The organism is Nocardia sp. NPDC004415 (assembly GCF_053602435.1).
In genome coordinates this window covers 49,280-64,936 of record NZ_JBSGDP010000034.1, presented here as the reverse complement: position 1 = coordinate 64,936, position 15,657 = coordinate 49,280, and the positions used below count along the sequence as shown (strand labels likewise).

The following is a 15,657-nucleotide window of genomic DNA, read 5'->3' as shown; positions in this document are numbered from 1 at the left end:
GTCTCGTTCCTCTGTCCCCCTCACTTTCGGGCGGTCTCCCCCCCGGCCGCCCACTCACCCCCGGGCCCCCCGGCCGGAATCTCCGGCCGGGCGCCCGTCCCCCTCCTGGATCAGAGGCCGAAGGTCTTGCCGATGATGTCGCGCTGGATCTCGCTGGTGCCACCGAAGATGGTGGAGACCAGGGCCCCACGCACGTGCTTCTCCATGTCGAACTCGCGGGCGTAGCCGTAGCCGCCCATCATCTGCATCCCGGCCAGGGCCACCTGCTTGGCGGTCTCGGTGGCCTTGAGCTTGGCCATGGACGCCTCCCGGGCGAAGGTCTTCTTCGGGTCGGCGTCGACGGCGGCGGCCACGCTGTAGACCAGCAGCTTGGTGCATTCGATCTCGGTGGCCAGGTCGGCGACGCGATGCCGCAGGGCCTGGAAGGACCCGATCGGCCTGCCGAACTGCTTGCGTTCGCGGATGAACTGCAGGGTGTCCTCGAAGGCGCGCTCGGCGGTGCCCAGGCTCATCGCGGCCAGCACCAGCCGCTCGAAGTTCAGGCCCGTCATGAGCTGGCGCCAGCCGTTGCCCACCTCGCCGACCACCGCGTCCTCGGGGAGCACGCAGTCGGTGAAGTACAGGTCGTTGGTCTCCTTCTGGTTGCCCATCAGCTCGATCGGGCTGATCTTCAGGCCGGGGGTGTTCGCGGGCACGTGGAACATGGTGAGTCCCTCGTGTTTGCCGCCGCTGCGGTCGGTGCGCGCGACCAGCAGGATGTTCTCGGAGATGTGCGCGTTGGAACACCAGGTCTTCTGGCCGTTGATCAGCCAGCCGTCGCTGGTCTTCTCCGCGCGGGTGGTGATGTTGCCGACGTCGGAGCCGGCCTCCGGTTCCGACATCGAGATCGACTGGGAGGCACCGCGCACGATGCCGCGCAGCACGCTGTCCTTCTGCGCCTCGGTGCCGAACTTGGCGTAGGCGCCGCCGGTGATCAGGGTCGGGCCGATGGCCCCGATCGGCAGCAGGCCGCGCAGGCTCTCCTCGAGCAGGATGCACATGTCGACCATCGAAGCGTCCGACCCGCCGTACTCCTCGGGCACGGTCAGGCCCAGCCAGCCCAGCTCGGCCATCTTGGCGTAGACGCCGGCGTTGTGCTGCTCGGCATCGTGGTCGGTGAGCGCGTCGCGCTTCTCCCTGGTGCCCGCCTCACGCTTGGCGAACGCGGCGACCGCCGCGGCGAAATCCTGCTGTTCCGGGCTGAATTCGACGCCCATGAGTGTGTTCCTCTGCTTTCGTGGGTGGTGGGTGGACTACTTGGCGCGCCCGAAACGGCGGGCGGTGAGCTTGCGGACCATCGACATGGTCGATGCGGTACGGGCGAACGACAGCAGCGCCATGCCGGGAATCGCGAAGCGCTGCCGGGCGATCGAGTGCGGGCGGGTGAAGCCGAGCAGCCCGGCCGCACCGTGGATGCGGCCGATGCCGGACTCCCCCACCCCGCCGAAGGGCAGCGCCGGGATGGCGGCGTAGGCGGCCGCGCTGTTCACCGAGGTCGCGCCGACGCGCAGCTGCCGGGCGATCTCCATGCCGCGCTTGCGGGAGAACACCGTCGAGGCCAGGCCGTAGCGGGAGGCGTTGGACAGCCGGATGGCCTCCTCGACATCGCGGACACCGCGGATCGTGAGGGTGGGCCCGAAGGTCTCCTCGGTGACCGCCACCGAGTCCTCGGGGGTGTCGAGCAGCACGATCGGGCTCACGAAGGGCGCCTTGATCGCCTCACGGCCGCCGACGACGGCCTTCGCCCCCTTGGCCAGGGCGTCCTCGACGTGCTCGGTGACGATGTCGAGCTGGGCGGGCAGGGTCATCGGGCCGTAGGCGGCGTCGGGGCCCGAGCCCGGCGTCAGGTCGGCGACGCGGCGGGTGACCTCGGCGACGAACTCGTCGAGCACCGAGTCCACCACGTAGCAGCGTTCGGTTCCGACACAGGTCTGCCCGGAGTTGGCGATGGCCGACCAGACGATGGCGTCGGCGGCCGCGGCGACATCGGCGTCCTCGGCGACGATCGCCGCGTCCTTGCCACCGCATTCGAGGACCACCGGGGTCAGTCGCTGCGCGGCGGCGGCCATGATCCGCTTGCCGGTGGCGGTGGAGCCGGTGAAGGCGATCATGTCGACCTCGGACTCCACCAGTGCGCGCCCGGTCGCGCCGTCACCGCTGACCACGCTCAGAATGCCCTGCGGCAGCTCGGGATTGGCCTTGGTGAACGCGTCGGCGAACCAGTGCCCGACCCCGAGGGTGAGCTCGCTGGGCTTGAACACGACGGTGTTGCCCGCGGCGAGCGCGTAGGCGATGGACCCGTTGGGCGTGTACACCGGGTAGTTCCACGGCCCGATCACACCCACCACGCCGTGCGGGCGCTGTTCGACGACGGCCTCGTGGTTGGCCATCATCAGGCCGGGGAAGACCTTCTTCGGCTTCAGCACCTTGCCCGCGTTCTCGGCGGCCCAGTTCAGGTGCTCGACGGCGGTGATCACCTCGAGGTAGGCGTCGTCGAGCGGCTTGCCGTTCTCGGCCTTGATCAGCGCGCAGAACTCATCGATGTTGTTCACGATGCTCGCGGCCCAGCGCTGTAGTGCCCGCTTCCGCCCAGTGAACCCGAGTTCACTCCACGTCTGCGCGGCCGACCGGGCCCGGGTGACCGCGGCGGCCACGCTCGCCGCGTCGTCGACGGCCCAGCTGCCGACCTGCTCGCCGGTGACCGGGTCGACGGTGTGGATCATTGTCGCAGAAATGGGGGCGGTAGTGGGGGTTTCGGTCATTCTCGACCATCCTTCGGATTGCTCGGCGGCGGTCCCACACCGCGCAGCTCAGGCGGGGCGGCCACGGGACCCGGCGGACCGCGCGGCCTATTGACACGCCGCGCCGGCCACCGTTAAGTTAATCGTAATTCTCGATAAGTTAATCACGATTCTCCTCGGTTGCAAAGAGCTGTCGCGGCACGGCGCCACCGCGGGGAACGACGAATCCGGAGGGAGAGCGCAAATGCTGCGCACCCGATTCACCGAGGCCTTCGGTGTCGAGCACCCGATCGTGCAGGGCGGGATGATGTGGGTCGGCCGGGCCGAACTCGCCGCCGCCGTGTCCGAGGCGGGCGGCCTGGGCATCATCACCGGGCTGACCCAGCCGACGCCGCAGGCGCTGCGCGAGGAGATCGCCCGCACCAGGGACCTCACCGACAAGCCGTTCGGGGTGAATCTGACGATCCTGCCGTCCATCACACCGCCGCCCTACGAGGAGTACCGGCAGGCGATCATCGACGGCGGCGTCCCGATCGTCGAGATCGCGGGCGGCAATCCGGCCACCCACCTGCCCTTCCTCAAGGACGCGGGCATCAAGGTGCTGCACAAGTGCACCAGCGTCAAGCACGCGCTCAAGGCCCAGCAGGTGGGCGTCGACGCGGTGAGCATCGACGGATTCGAATGCGCCGGGCACCCCGGTGAGAACGACACCCCCGGCCTGGTCCTGATCCCCGCCGCCGCGCGCGAGCTGGAGATCCCGATGATCGCCTCCGGCGGGATCGCCGACGCGCGCGGGCTGGTCGCGGCCATGGCGCTGGGCGCCGACGGGGTCAATATGGGCACCAGGTTCCTGTGCACCGTGGAGTCGCCGATCGCGCACGCCGTGAAGGAGAAGATCGTGACCAATACCGAGCTCGACACCAAGCTGATCTTCCGCACCATGAACAACACCGCCCGGGTGGCCGACAACGCCGTGAGCCGCGAGGTCGTCGAGATCGAGCGCGCGGGCGGCACATTCGCCGATGTGCGCGAGCTGGTCGCCGGCGCGCGGGGCCGCAAGGTCTACGAGAACGGCGATCTCGACGCGGGTATCTGGAGTGTCGGCCAATGTCAGGGGTTGATCCACGACATCCCCACCTGCGCGGAGCTGGTGGGCCGGATCGTGCGCGAGGCCGAGGATCTCATCGCGGGCCGTCTGGCCGGTGCGCTGGTCGGGGCGGTGGCCCGATGAGCGAGAGCGTGCTGATCGAAGAGGAACGCGGGGTCCTGCGGATCACCGTCGACCGCCAGGCCCGGATGAACGCCATCGACCTGGCCACCATGGACGAGCTCGGTGAGCTCATCACCGCGGCGCACACCCGGCCCGACACCCGGGTGATCGTGCTGACCGGCGCGGGCAAGGCGTTCTGCACCGGCGCCGATCTGGCCGCCGCGGCCGCGGCCGGGGGCAACGAGGCCGCGCCCGAGCGGGTGATGGACAGCGCCAACGCGGTGATCCGCGCGATCGTGGCCTCCCCGCTGCCGGTGATCGCGCGCGTCAACGGCCCGGCCGCCGGGGTGGGCACCTCGATCGCGCTGGCCGCCGACCTGATCTACGCGGCCGAGACCGCCTACCTGCTGCTGCCGTTCACCTCCATCGGCCTGATGCCCGACGGTGGCGCCACCGCCATGGTCGCCGCCGCCATGGGCCGCGTGCGGGCCGCCGAACTGGCGCTGCTCGGGGCCCGGCTGCCCGCGCCCGAGGCGGCCGCGGCGGGCCTGATCACCCGCAGCCTGCCCGCCGATCAGCTCGACGCCGAGGTCGACGCCGTGGCCGCCAAGCTCGCCGCCGGTCCGCGCCGTTCGCTGGAGCTGACCAAGGCCGCGATCAATGCCGCGACCCTGACCGAACTCGATGCCGCGCTCGACCGGGAGAAGACCGGTCAGTCCGAGCTGCTGGTCTCGCCCGACTTCCTCGAGGGCATGACCGCCGTGCTCACCCGTCGCCCACCGCGTTTCGCCGGTGCGCCCGCTCCGATCACCGACCCGGCCTAGTCCCGCTCCCGAGGAGACGCTTTCCATGACCACTGCCGTCGAACCGCTGCGCTCGCGCCGCAATCACTGGATGAACCAGATCGCCCTGCACGCCACCACCATCCCGGACGCGCCCGCGCTACGGTTCCTGGGCACGACCACCACCTGGGGCACCCTGCACGCGCGGGTCCAGCGCCTGGCCGACGCCCTCGCCCGCCGCGGCGTCGAGCCCGGCGACCGGGTGATGATCCTGATGCTCAACAACACCGAGTACATCGAATCGGTGTTCGCCGTGAACACCCTCGGCGCCATCGCGGTGCCGGTGAACTTCCGGCTCACCCCGCCCGAGCTGGTCTATCAGGTGAACGACAGCGGCAGCGCGGTCCTCATCACCGACGCCGTGCTCGCGCCGCTGGCCGCCGCCGTCGCGACGGGCACCGACACCCTGCGCACCCGGATCGTGGTCGGCGCGCCCACCGGCGACGGTGTGCTCGGCTACGAGGACCTGATCGCCGAAGAGGGCGTACCGCACGAACCCCGTGACGTGCCCGAGGACTCGGCCGCGCTGATCATGTACACCTCGGGCACCACCGGCAGCCCCAAGGGCGCGGTGCTGACCCACCTCAACATGCAGGCCCAGGCCCTGACCTGCATCCGGGCCATGCGCTACACCGACGACGACATCGCCTTCTGCGCCTCGCCGCTGTTCCACATCGCCGGATTGGGCAGTATCGCCTGCTGTTTCGTCCTCGGCGCGCTCACGGTGATCCACCCGCTGCAGGCCTTCGACGCCACCGAGGTGCTCGACGCCTGGGAGCGCGAGCGGGCCACCTCGGTGTTCCTGGTGCCCGCGCAGTGGCAGATCGTCTGCGCCGATCCCAGTGTGGCGCAGCGGGATCTGCGGCTGCGGGTGATCAGCTGGGGTGCCGCGCCCGCCTCCGACACGGTGCTGCGGGCGATGGCCGAGACGTTCCCGCGGGCGCTCAATGTCGCGGTGTTCGGGCAGACGGAGATGTCACCGATCACCTGTGTGCTCGACGGCGAGGACGCGATCCGCAAGCTGGGCTCGGTCGGCAAGCCGATCCCCACCATCGCCACCCGCATCGTCGACGACGAGATGAACGATGTGGCGCCGGGCGAGATCGGCGAGATCGTCTACCGCGGACCGACTCTCATGCGCGAGTACTGGAACAACCCGCGCGCCACCGCCGACGCGTTCGCCGGCGGCTGGTTCCACTCCGGTGATCTGGTGCGCCGCGACGAGGAGGGCTTCGTCTACGTCGTCGACCGCAAGAAGGACATGATCATCTCCGGCGGCGAGAACATCTACTGCGCCGAGGTGGAGAACGTGCTGTTCGCCCACCCCCGCATCCGCGAGGCCGCGGTGATCGGACGACCCGACGAGAAGTGGGGCGAGGTACCGGTCGCGGTCGTCGCGGTGGACGACGCCGAGGCGATCGAACTGGCCGATCTCGCCGAACACCTCAACGCCCATCTGGCCCGCTACAAGCACCCCAAGGCGCTGGTCGTGGTCGAGGCGCTGCCGCGCAATGCCGGGGGCAAGGTCGTCAAGCACGAGCTGCGCGCGCGGCACGGCGCGGCGAGCGCGGTCAACGGCTGAGGAACTCCTCGATCGCGGGGTAGGTCGATTCCGCGGCGGTCGCACTGGCCAGCAGGCCCAGGTGACCGCCGCGGACCTCGACGAAGCGCGCCTCGGCGGCGTGTGGCAGCACGTCGAGGCCGCGCCGCACCGAGGTGGCGGGCACCACCACATCGCCGCGGCTGCCGATCAGCAGCACCCGGCAGGTCACCTTGGCCAGTTCGATCACCAGGTCCGAGCGCAGCCGCACCGAGCCGGTGGCGAGTTCGTTGCGCAGCACCAGGCTGCGGTGGATCTGCCAGTACGAGCGGCCCGGGTAGCCGGGCATGCTGGACATGAAGCGGTCGGTGGCTTCCATCCGGGCCAGCGCCTCGGTGTCGAGGGCGTTGCGCGCCAGGAACATCGGCCGCGCCAGTTCCCGGTCGAAGGCCTGCAACCGGAACCCGATCCGCACGAATTCCTGCGGGATACCGCCCATGATCCGGGTGGCCAGGGCCATCTCCCGGCCGCCGGTGACCTTGCCGACCAGGCGCAGCGGGGTCAGCATGGCGGTGCGGCGCTGATCGATGGGCGGGGCCAGCGCGGTGATCGAGGCGATCGGCAGGTCGGCGTGGGCGGCCGCGGTCAGCAGCGACATCACCCCGCCGAGCGACCAGCCGATCAGGTCGACCGAGCCGTCGTGGTCCTCGGCGACCCGGCGGACGGCCTCGGGCAGGATGTCGTGGGTCCAGTCCTCGATGCCGAGATCCCGGTCGGCATAACCGAAGTGGCCGTAGTCGATGACATACGGCTGCCTGCCCTGCTCGAGCAGGTAGCGCACCAGGCTCTGCCCGGGACGCAGGTCGAAGCAGGACGGGGTGACCGCCAGCGGCGGCACCAGCAGCACCGGGTTCCCGGTGGCCGGGTCGGCGCCGTCGTAGCGCTTCAGATGACGGTGGCTGCCCTGGTAGACCGTCGTCGACGGCGCCGGGTCGTCCGGCTCGATGCCACCGCCGAACGACACCGACCACACATTGCGCACCGCGCGCGGCACATCGGCAACGAACCCCACGAACCTGTCCCCTCACTCCACACCACAACGCACCTGCCGGGCGGCAGACTCCGAAACTCGTTGCCCGCTCAGGCGGCCGGGCGGGCCGATTCCTTGCGCACCACGTCGTCACGACGGCTCGCCGACGGCGTGAGCGGGCGCGCGAACAGCGCCTGGGCCGCACCACGCACCAGGTCGCCCAGTCCGCGGTTGCCCGCGGGCAGGCGCAGCAGGCTGCGCACCGTGGTGGTCGCCGAGGGCGTCGGCCGCTGCCCGGCGAACCGGTCGGCCAGCCAGTTCAGGCTCAACGGGGCCGAGATCGGCAGCAGGCTCAGGTGCTCGCTGCACCGGTCGCGCAGGTAGGTCACCTGGGCGCCGTGCGCGCGGTAGCGGTCCACGAGCGTGTCGATGCCCTCCGCGGCGATGATCTGGTCGTGCACCGACTGCACCACCAGCAGCGGCACCTCGGGCGCGACGGTTCCCATCTCCAGATCCTCGAACATGGCGACGAGTTCCGCGAGCGCGAGGACCTCGGTCAGCGGGAGCGAGGTGGTGTGCAGGTCCAGGTTGTACCGGATCAGCCGCAGCACCGCGGCGCCGGTGGTGCTGCGCGCCGCGCGGTCGAGGATCGCGCTCCCCTGGTCGGAGATGTGCGCCTCGATGGCCGCGTCGAAGGCCGGGTAGACCCGGCGCAGTGCCGCGACGACCAGCGTCGGCAGGCCCGCGTGCAGGCCGCCGTTGAGCCGGTGGAAGGTCTCGACCAGATCGCCCACCGGCGAGCCGAGCACGGCGCCCGCGATATCGAGCTCGGGTGCGTAGGTGGGCGCGACCTCGGCCGCCCAGGAGGTGGCCAGGCCGCCGCCGGAGTAGCCCCACAGGCCCACCCGGCAGTCGGCGGCCAGCCCCAGCGGGGCGAAGCGCTGGGCGGCGCGCACGCCGTCGAGGGTGCGGTAGCCGGGTTCGCGCGGGGCGCCCCAGGCGCCGAGCATGCCCTCGTGATCGGGGATCGACAGCGCCCAGCCGCGCTTGAGCGCGTCCACGAAACAGAGCATTTCGACATGGGCGAAGGTGCCGATCGCGCGCGAGCCCCGCTGCAGCGAGTAGGACGGGAAACCGCGCGTGGAGATGGCGTCGATGGCGCACTGGAACGACAGCAGCGGGGTGTCGGCGGTGATGCCGCCCACCGGCGCGATCACCGTGGTGACGGTCGCGTCGGGCTGTCCGTTGAGGTCGGTGGTGCGGTAGAGCAGCTGCCAGGCGGTCGCCCGCAGCGGCACCAGGCCGAACGCGGCGAGTTCGACCGGTCGCCAGCGCAGCACGGTGCCCTCGGGCGCCTGCTCGTAGCCGGGCGCGGGCAGGTAGAACGGGTCTTCGTCGGGCAGGGTCGCGCGGGTGGGCGCGGGCCAGCTCTCGGCGCGCAGGTCAGCCGAGCCGGGGGCGGACAGCGTCATCGATGTCTCCTAATCGCGGGTACATCGACCAGATTAATGGTACCCGGGGTACCACACAAGCTTAGCCGCTACTTCTTGTCACATCTATTTCGCGGGGGCCGAGACGAGATCGGCGATCGGGGTCAGCGGATTGAGCATGACACCGGCCTTGCGCAGGCTGTTGTCCACGATCGCCCAGATGGCTTCCTGCAGGTAGGACGACAGTTCCGCGGCCGCCATCGGCTGCATGGACTGGCTCAGCCACCGGTTGACGCTGCCGTCGACGAAGCCGACCAGGCCGAAGGCCATCGGTTCGGCGATCGTGGTCGGGGCGCCCTGGGCCCGCAGCGCGTTCTCGAAGACCTCGCGCACGGTGCCCGCGATGGCGATCTTGGTGCCGGACACCAGCGGCGAGTTGCGCCGCCCGTCGCGGCCCTCCGACCCGGCGCCGAGGAAATAGTGCAGCCGCGGATTCACCGCGATCCAGCCCACATAGGTGTCCACCGAGCGCGCGATCGCCTCGGCGACGGTGCCCTCGGGGTTCAGCGTGGGTTCCAGCACGGCCATCAGGTCGTCGAGGATGCGGGCGCGCAACTGCTCGTCGAGATCGCGGCGGTCCTTGAACAGCCGGTAGAGCACCGAGCGCGGGACTTCGGCGAGGTCGGCGATCTCCTGGACGCCCACCGAGGCGCCCTTGGCCTGCACCGCGGTGAGGGCGGCGGCGAGGATGCGTTCGCGGCGGTCGGCGCGATGCCGATCCCACCGGCTCGCCCGCCCGTCGGCGTGCTGAGTGGTCACATTCCTCCTGTGTTTTCGGAGCGCTGGTGCGCTCGGGCGGGGCCCTTCGGGCCCCTGATCTTCCCTCCCTACGGGTACTCCTTCGTCGCACCCTTCGGTCAGTCCAGATCAGGGCGGGCCCCGCGAAAAACACTAGACACATCAGGTATCGCGGTGGTTCCCGGCTCCCGGGGGGCGTGTCCGGGAGCCGGGGCTCAGCTAGTTGTTCACCGACTAGTTGTTCACCGATGCGTCGCGCGGCAGGCCGAGCATCCGCTCACCGATCACATTGAGCTGCACCTCGGTGGTGCCGCCGTAGATGGTGGTGGCACGACCGGCGATGAGCTGTTCCATCGCGTGGTCGCTGCGCTCGCCAGGCACCGAGACCACCCCGGCGATGCCGAGCTCGGCGACGACGAACTCCGAGATGGCCTGTCCCAGCGCCATGCCCAGCAGCTTGCCGACACTCGAGGTGGTCGACACGTCGATCCCGGACAGCTGCTTGAGCACCACCCGCGAACCGATCACGTCCACCGCGCGGCTCTCGGCCATGAGCTCGCCGACCCGGTAGCGCGCCACCGGCGAGAGCTCCCGGCCCACCGCGAAGCGCAGCAGGTCGGTGTCGGTGGCGTAGGCCTCCATCTTCTGGCTCAGTGCCACCCGCTCACCGGCCAGCGTGGTGCGGGCCACGTGCCAGCCGTCGTCGACGGCCCCGACCACGTTCTCGTCGGGGATGAACACGTCGTCGAGGAAGACCTCGTTGAACAGCGCGGAGCCGGTCATCTCACGCAGCGGGCGCACGGTGATGCCAGGCGAGGACATGTCCAGCACGAAGTAGGTGATGCCCTCGTGTTTGGGCTTGTCCGGGCTGGTCCGCGCGATGAGCATGGCCCACTCGGCGAACTGCGCGACCGTGGTCCAGATCTTCTGGCCCGTCACCTTCCAGCCACCGTCGACCTTGACGGCCTTGGTGGTCAGGCTCGCCAGGTCCGAACCGGCACCGGGCTCACTGAACAGCTGACACCACACCACCTCACCGCGCAGGGTCGGCACGACCAGGTCGCGCTTCTGCCGCTCGTCGCCGTGCGGCACGATCGCCCCGACCGCCCAGGTGCCCATGAGCAGCTGCGGCATCGGGATGCCGGAGGCTTTGATCTCCTGCGCGATGACGACCTGCTCGAGCGGCGAGGCCGAGCGACCGTAGGGGCGCGGCAGGTGCGGGAGGTTCCAGCCGCCGTCGCCCAGGGCGACCAGCTGGTCGTCCTCATCGTCGATCGCCGCGATCACGGCCAGTTCGGCCCTGACCTCGGCCCGGATGCGTTCCGCCTCGGCGGGCAGCTCCAGTTCGCTCGACAGGGTCAGCCCCGACAGCGCGTATCCCGCCACCGCCTCGGCCCGATCGTCGCGCGCGCCGAGCAGCCCACGCAGCGCCAGGGTGCGCCGGTAGTACAGGTGCGCGTCGTGCTCCCAGGTGAACCCGATGCCGCCGTGCACCTGGATGCAGTCCTGCGCCACCTGCACCGCGGCGTCGGGAATGATCAGCCCGGCGATCGCGGCGGCGTAGTCGGCGGTCTCGTCGGCCCGGTCCAGGGCGAACGCCGCGTCCCACAGCACCGCGCGCGCCTTCTCCAGCGCGATGCCCATCTGGGCGCACTTGTGCTTGACGCCCTGGAACTGGCCGATCGGACGGCCGAACTGCACGCGGGTCTTGGCGTACTCGGCCGCGGTCGACACACACCACGACATGACGCCGACCGCCTCGGCCCCGAGCACCACCGCGGCCACCGAGCGCACCCGCTCCGCGGCGACCGCGAGCACCCGCTCCCGCGGGACCTCGACCGCGTCCGCGTGCAGCCGGGCCGAACCGCGCAGCACGTCGATGCCGTCCTGGGCGGTCACGGTCAGGTCGGTGTTCTCGAACGCCACCCACCGCTGCTCGCCGTCGACGGTGACCGGCGCGAGGACCACGTCGGCCCCGAGCGCGCCGAGCACGCCGTCGGCGGTGCCGTCCACGACGAGCACCCCGTCGCGCGCGGTGCCGGTCAACGCCGAGGCGGTCGCGACGGCGCCGGTGCGCGAGCCGTCGGTGAGCCCGGGCAGCTGCGCCGCCGCCCACGCCCCGCCCGCCTGGGCGAGCACGGCGCTCGCCAGCGCGGTCGGCACGAACGGGCCGGTGTGCAGGCCGCGGCCGAGCGGTTCGAGCGCGACGGCCAGGGTCAGCAGGCCCGCGCCCTGCCCGCCGGATTCCTCGCCGACGTGCAGGCCGAGCAGATCCTGCGCGACCAGCGCGTCCCAGTAGGGCAGCCGCTTGCCCGCGTCGCTGGATTCCACGGCGGCGCGGACGCTCTCGGGCGTGATGGTGCGCTCGACGAAGCCACGCACGGCCTCGGCGAGGGCCAGGTGGTCCTCGCTGACGCCGACGCCGAGCTCATAGCTGGTGCGCGCCATGGCTAGCTGGTCTCCTTCAGCCGCGCGGCGACCTCGTCGATGGTCCACGGGCCGTCGGTCTCCACCGTGCGCACGTCGTGCCAGCCGGCCAGTTCCACGATCGCCCCGCCCTGCACCGCGAACACCTTGCCGGTGAGCGGGCAGTCGGCCTCGGCCAGGTGGGCCACCAGCGGCGAGATGTTCGACGGCGCGAACGCGTCGAACTCGCCCTCGGGGACCTCGGCGGCGAACAGCGCGCCCATGCCGGGGGTGGCCAGGGTGAGCCGGGTGCGCGCGATCGGCGCGATCGCGTTGACCCGCACGCCGTAGCGCTCGAGCTCGTCGGCGGCGACCAGCGTCAGCGCGGCGATACCCGCCTTGGCGGCGCCGTAGTTGCCCTGACCGGCATTGGGCATGAAGGTGCCCGAGGCCGAGGCGGTGTTGATGACCGAGGCGTTGACCGGGTTGCCCGCCTTGGCCTGGGCCTTCCAGTAGGCCGCGGCGTGGTGCAGGGTGGCCGCGTGGCCCTTGAGGTGCACCGCGATGACGGCGTCCCACTGGGATTCGTCCATCCCGGCGATGAAGGCGTCGCGCAGGATGCCCGCGTTGTTGACCACCACGTCGAGGCGTCCGTACTCCGCGACCGCCTGGTCGACGAGTTCCTCGGCGCCGTCCCAGGTGGCGATGTTGTCGGTGTTGGCCACGGCCTTGCCACCGGCGGCGACGATCTCGTCGACCACCTGCTGGGCCGGACCGGTATCGGCGCCGGTGCCATCGTTGGCGCCACCGAGATCGTTGACCACCACCGCCGCGCCCTCGCGAGCGAACAGCAGCGCGTGTTCACGGCCGATACCGCGACCGGCGCCGGTGACGACAGCGACGCGTCCGTCGAGCTTTCCCATCAGTCTTGTCTCCTAGTTGAATTCGACGCGGCCGTCGGTGATGGCGAGCTCGCCCGCCGCCTCGGTCTCGAAGGCGTAGGCGTTCGGCTCGGTACGCCAGAAGGTGGTGGTGATGTCCTGCCCGGGCAGCACCGGCTTGGCGAAGCGCACCGCGAGGCGGCGCAGCCGGGTGGTGTCGCCGCCGGCGAGTTCGGTGAGCGCGGCCCACGAGGTGAACGCCATGGTGCACAGCCCGTGGTTGATGATCCCGGGCAGACCGGCCATGCGGGCGATCTCGTCGTCGAGGTGGATCGGCATCGGATCACCGGAAGCCGGTGAGTACCGGAAGGTCTGGTCCTCGTCGATGTGGGCGGTGACCCGCGCGGCCTGCTCGCCTGCCCGGTCGGCGTCGGTGATGCGGTGTCCGGGTGCCTGTTCGCCCTCGCCCGGTCCCGCGTCGACCTTGCGGAAGAACGCGGTCATCCACTGCTCGTTGACGAGTTCGCCCGCGGCGTCGCGGGTTTCGGCGTAGATGACCACCGTCGACCCGTTCGGCTTGCCCGCGTAGCCGATCGGCTTGGCCCGCACCACCAGTTCGTCACCGGCCACGATCGGCCGGTGGAACCGGAAGTCCTGCTCGCCGTGGACCAGTTTCATGAGCAGTTCGACCGGCGCCACCGACAGGGCGGCGGGCGCCATCGAGGTGAACACCGGTACCACCGCGAACACCGGCGGGGCGACCTGCCCGCTGCGGTGCGCCTCGATCGGATCATTGGTCGCGGCGGCGTATTCCGCGATCCGCTCGGCGGTGACCGAGAACCGCTCCTCGTCGGTCCACTCCCCCAGCGCGGAGCCGTCGAAGACGACTCCGGCCGATTCCGAGGTGGTCATGCCGCCGAGCCGACGAGCTCGGTGAACTTGGCCATCGACTCCTTCAGGTCGGCCTCGGCGTGCTTGGCCACGGCCTTGCCGATCGGGCCGACGATCATGGTGCCCTTGAAGCTGGCGTCGAACTTGGCCGCGGACCCGGTCGCGGTGGGCTCCACCTCGAGCGCGAATTCGACGGTGACCCCGGCCATGCCGGTGCCGGTGATCTTGAGGAACTTCTGCGGGTCGACCTCGGCGACGGTCCACTCGATCTTGTTGGCCATGTTCATCACCGAGACGACCTCGATGAACCGCGCGCCCGCGACGAGCTCGGCGGGCAGCTCGCTGCGCCAGCCCTCGTGGATGGTCAGCCACTGCTCCCAGTTGGCCAGGTCGCTCAGCCGGGCCCACGCCTGCTCGGGGGTGACGGGAAGTTCGGTGGAAACGGAGACGGATGCCATGGGGTTACTCCTCGTTGAGTGGGGAAAGGGGGAGGGAAAGGATCAGCGGACGGCGGGACGGTAGGCGGTCACCACGACCGCGCCGCCGAGTCCGATGTTGTGCTGCAAGGCGATTCGGGCGCCCTCGACCTGACGGGCGTCGGCGGTGCCGCGCAGCTGCCAGGTGAGTTCGCTGCACTGCGCCAGGCCGGTGGCACCGAGCGGGTGGCCCTTGGAGATCAGGCCGCCGGAGGGGTTGATGACCCAGGTACCGCCGTAGGTGGTGGCGTTGTCGTCGACGAGACGGCCGCCCTCGCCGGGGGCACACAGGCCCAGCGCCTCGTAGGTGAGCAGTTCGTTGGTGGAGAAGCAGTCGTGCAGTTCGATGACGTCGACGTCCTCGGGACCGATCCCGGCCTGCTCGTAGACCTTCAGCGCCGCGGTGCGCGACATATCCGAGCCGACCAGATTGATCGCGGTCGGGTCGGTGAAGGTGGAGCTCAGGTCGGTGACCATCGCCTGCCCGACCATCTCGACGGCCCGGTCGGCCAGGTCGTGGCGGTCGACGAACGCCTCGCCGGCCAGGATCACCGCGCCGGAGCCGTCGGAGGTCGGCGAGCACTGCAGCTTGGTGAGCGGGCCGTAGATCTGTTTGGCGGCCAGCACTTCCTCGAGGCTGTATTCCTTCTGGAACTGCGCGTACGGGTTGTTCACCGAGTGCTTGTGGTTCTTGACGCCGATCTTGGCGAACTGCTCGGCGGTGGTGCCGTAGCGCTCCATGTGCTCTTTACCGGCGGCGCCGAACATGTACGGCGCGGGCGGCATGGCGAACTCCTGGAGTTCGGCCAGCGCCAGCAGGTGCCGCATCATGGGCTGTTCGCGGTCGTCGAACGTCGAACCCAGCGAACCCTTCTGCATCTTCTCGAAGCCGAGGGCCAGGGTGCACTCGGCCAGTCCGCCCCGGATCGCCTGCGCGGCCAGGTAGAGCGCGGTCGAACCGGTGGAACAGTTGTTGTTGACGTTGACGATCGGGATCCCGCTCAGCCCCAGTTCGTAGACCGCGCGCTGCCCCGAGGTGGACTCGCCGTACACGTAGCCCACGTAGGCCTGCTCGACCTCTTCGTAGCCGATGCCCGCGTCCTCGAGCGCCTTGGTTCCCGCTTCCCTGGCCATGTCCGGGTAGTCCCATTCGAGCTCGCCCGGCTTCTCGAACTTCGTCATGCCGACGCCGACGACGAACACCTTCTGTGTCATGTACGCACTCCCGTGTCCCGCGTGTCCCGAATACCTGGGACACCGTGTCCCTGCAATTTAGGTTGGACACGTCGTCCAGGTCAATAGCTTGGACAAAACCCGTCATCGACCGGTCACAGCAGGGAAAAGGTTGTGCGAATCCCACCCGCCATGGGCAT

The 15,657-nt window shown here is 70.3% G+C and carries 13 protein-coding genes; 3 read left to right on the top strand and 10 right to left on the bottom strand.

The annotated features are described in order from the left end of the window. Positions 1–110 precede the first annotated feature (110 nt). Both ACWEMY_RS17690 and ACWEMY_RS17685 read right to left on the bottom strand, forming a co-directional pair. On the bottom strand, positions 111–1,256 hold the full coding sequence (locus ACWEMY_RS17690) for an acyl-CoA dehydrogenase family protein (protein WP_452390891.1): 1,146 nt from the start codon (positions 1,254–1,256) through the stop codon (positions 111–113). 36 nt (positions 1,257–1,292) lie between these two features. Then, the gene (locus ACWEMY_RS17685) at positions 1,293–2,801 is read right to left on the bottom strand and encodes an aldehyde dehydrogenase family protein (RefSeq protein ID WP_452390890.1); all 1,509 of its coding nucleotides are present in this window, start codon (positions 2,799–2,801) and stop codon (positions 1,293–1,295) included. Between the two features lie 223 nt (positions 2,802–3,024). Here ACWEMY_RS17685 and ACWEMY_RS17680 point away from each other — a divergent pair, with 223 nt between their 5' ends. The 3 genes from ACWEMY_RS17680 to fadD5 are packed head-to-tail and all read left to right on the top strand — an operon-like array spanning position 3,025 to position 6,414. Beyond that, positions 3,025–4,011 carry an NAD(P)H-dependent flavin oxidoreductase gene (locus ACWEMY_RS17680; RefSeq protein ID WP_375926571.1) on the top strand — a complete coding sequence of 329 codons (987 nt, stop codon included), beginning with the start codon at positions 3,025–3,027 and terminating at the stop codon, positions 4,009–4,011. Further along, a complete protein-coding gene (locus ACWEMY_RS17675; RefSeq protein WP_375926568.1) occupies positions 4,008–4,814 on the top strand; it encodes an enoyl-CoA hydratase in 807 nt (268 codons plus the stop codon). Before ACWEMY_RS17680 ends, ACWEMY_RS17675 begins: the two co-directional genes overlap by 4 nt. Positions 4,815–4,839: 25 nt before the next feature. Then, positions 4,840–6,414: a fatty-acid--CoA ligase FadD5 gene (gene fadD5 / locus ACWEMY_RS17670; protein ID WP_452390889.1), complete on the top strand. Its 1,575-nt coding sequence runs from the start codon at positions 4,840–4,842 to the stop codon at positions 6,412–6,414. On the opposite strand, the gene ACWEMY_RS17665 is transcribed toward fadD5, so the two are convergent. From ACWEMY_RS17665 to ACWEMY_RS17630, 8 genes are all read right to left on the bottom strand, one after another. Continuing rightward, positions 6,404–7,444, bottom strand: coding sequence for an alpha/beta fold hydrolase (locus tag ACWEMY_RS17665; RefSeq protein WP_452390888.1), 1,041 nt, complete (start codon positions 7,442–7,444; stop codon positions 6,404–6,406). The two genes, fadD5 and ACWEMY_RS17665, sit on opposite strands and share 11 nt — an antisense overlap. Before the next feature lie 68 nt (positions 7,445–7,512). Continuing rightward, positions 7,513–8,874 (bottom strand): lipase family protein, encoded by a 1,362-nt coding sequence (locus ACWEMY_RS17660; protein WP_452390887.1) that lies wholly within the window; start codon positions 8,872–8,874, stop codon positions 7,513–7,515. Between the two features lie 84 nt (positions 8,875–8,958). Continuing rightward, complete coding sequence (locus ACWEMY_RS17655) at positions 8,959–9,651, bottom strand: TetR/AcrR family transcriptional regulator (RefSeq protein WP_375926556.1); 693 nt, start codon at positions 9,649–9,651, stop codon at positions 8,959–8,961. A gap of 213 nt (positions 9,652–9,864) precedes the next feature. Next, positions 9,865–12,078 (bottom strand): acyl-CoA dehydrogenase, encoded by a 2,214-nt coding sequence (locus tag ACWEMY_RS17650; protein WP_452390886.1) that lies wholly within the window; start codon positions 12,076–12,078, stop codon positions 9,865–9,867. A 2-nt stretch (positions 12,079–12,080) separates the two neighbouring features. Continuing rightward, complete coding sequence (locus ACWEMY_RS17645) at positions 12,081–12,959, bottom strand: SDR family oxidoreductase (protein ID WP_452390885.1); 879 nt, start codon at positions 12,957–12,959, stop codon at positions 12,081–12,083. A 12-nt stretch (positions 12,960–12,971) separates the two neighbouring features. Continuing rightward, positions 12,972–13,829 (bottom strand): MaoC/PaaZ C-terminal domain-containing protein, encoded by an 858-nt coding sequence (locus ACWEMY_RS17640; RefSeq protein WP_452390884.1) that lies wholly within the window; start codon positions 13,827–13,829, stop codon positions 12,972–12,974. After that, on the bottom strand, positions 13,826–14,266 hold the full coding sequence (locus ACWEMY_RS17635; RefSeq protein ID WP_452390883.1) for a type II toxin-antitoxin system Rv0910 family toxin: 441 nt from the start codon (positions 14,264–14,266) through the stop codon (positions 13,826–13,828). The genes ACWEMY_RS17640 and ACWEMY_RS17635 overlap by 4 nt, the downstream gene beginning before the upstream one ends. A 42-nt stretch (positions 14,267–14,308) precedes the next feature. Next, positions 14,309–15,499: a lipid-transfer protein gene (locus ACWEMY_RS17630; protein WP_452390882.1), complete on the bottom strand. Its 1,191-nt coding sequence runs from the start codon at positions 15,497–15,499 to the stop codon at positions 14,309–14,311. Between the last annotated feature and the right edge of the window lie 158 nt (positions 15,500–15,657).

Excerpts from the sequence above, each read along its gene's own strand:
- ACWEMY_RS17640 (WP_452390884.1), bottom strand. The coding sequence starts at position 13,829 with ATGACCACCTCGGAATCGGCCGGAGTCGTCTTCGACGGCTCCGCGCTG.
- ACWEMY_RS17690 (WP_452390891.1), bottom strand. The coding sequence starts at position 1,256 with ATGGGCGTCGAATTCAGCCCGGAACAGCAGGATTTCGCCGCGGCGGTC.
- ACWEMY_RS17650 (WP_452390886.1), bottom strand. The coding sequence starts at position 12,078 with ATGGCGCGCACCAGCTATGAGCTCGGCGTCGGCGTCAGCGAGGACCAC.
- ACWEMY_RS17645 (WP_452390885.1), bottom strand. The coding sequence starts at position 12,959 with ATGGGAAAGCTCGACGGACGCGTCGCTGTCGTCACCGGCGCCGGTCGC.
- ACWEMY_RS17630 (WP_452390882.1), bottom strand. The coding sequence starts at position 15,499 with ATGACACAGAAGGTGTTCGTCGTCGGCGTCGGCATGACGAAGTTCGAG.
- ACWEMY_RS17660 (WP_452390887.1), bottom strand. The coding sequence starts at position 8,874 with ATGACGCTGTCCGCCCCCGGCTCGGCTGACCTGCGCGCCGAGAGCTGG.
- ACWEMY_RS17680 (WP_375926571.1), top strand. The coding sequence starts at position 3,025 with ATGCTGCGCACCCGATTCACCGAGGCCTTCGGTGTCGAGCACCCGATC.
- fadD5 (WP_452390889.1), top strand. The coding sequence starts at position 4,840 with ATGACCACTGCCGTCGAACCGCTGCGCTCGCGCCGCAATCACTGGATG.
- ACWEMY_RS17635 (WP_452390883.1), bottom strand. The coding sequence starts at position 14,266 with ATGGCATCCGTCTCCGTTTCCACCGAACTTCCCGTCACCCCCGAGCAG.
- ACWEMY_RS17675 (WP_375926568.1), top strand. The coding sequence starts at position 4,008 with ATGAGCGAGAGCGTGCTGATCGAAGAGGAACGCGGGGTCCTGCGGATC.
- ACWEMY_RS17685 (WP_452390890.1), bottom strand. The coding sequence starts at position 2,801 with ATGACCGAAACCCCCACTACCGCCCCCATTTCTGCGACAATGATCCAC.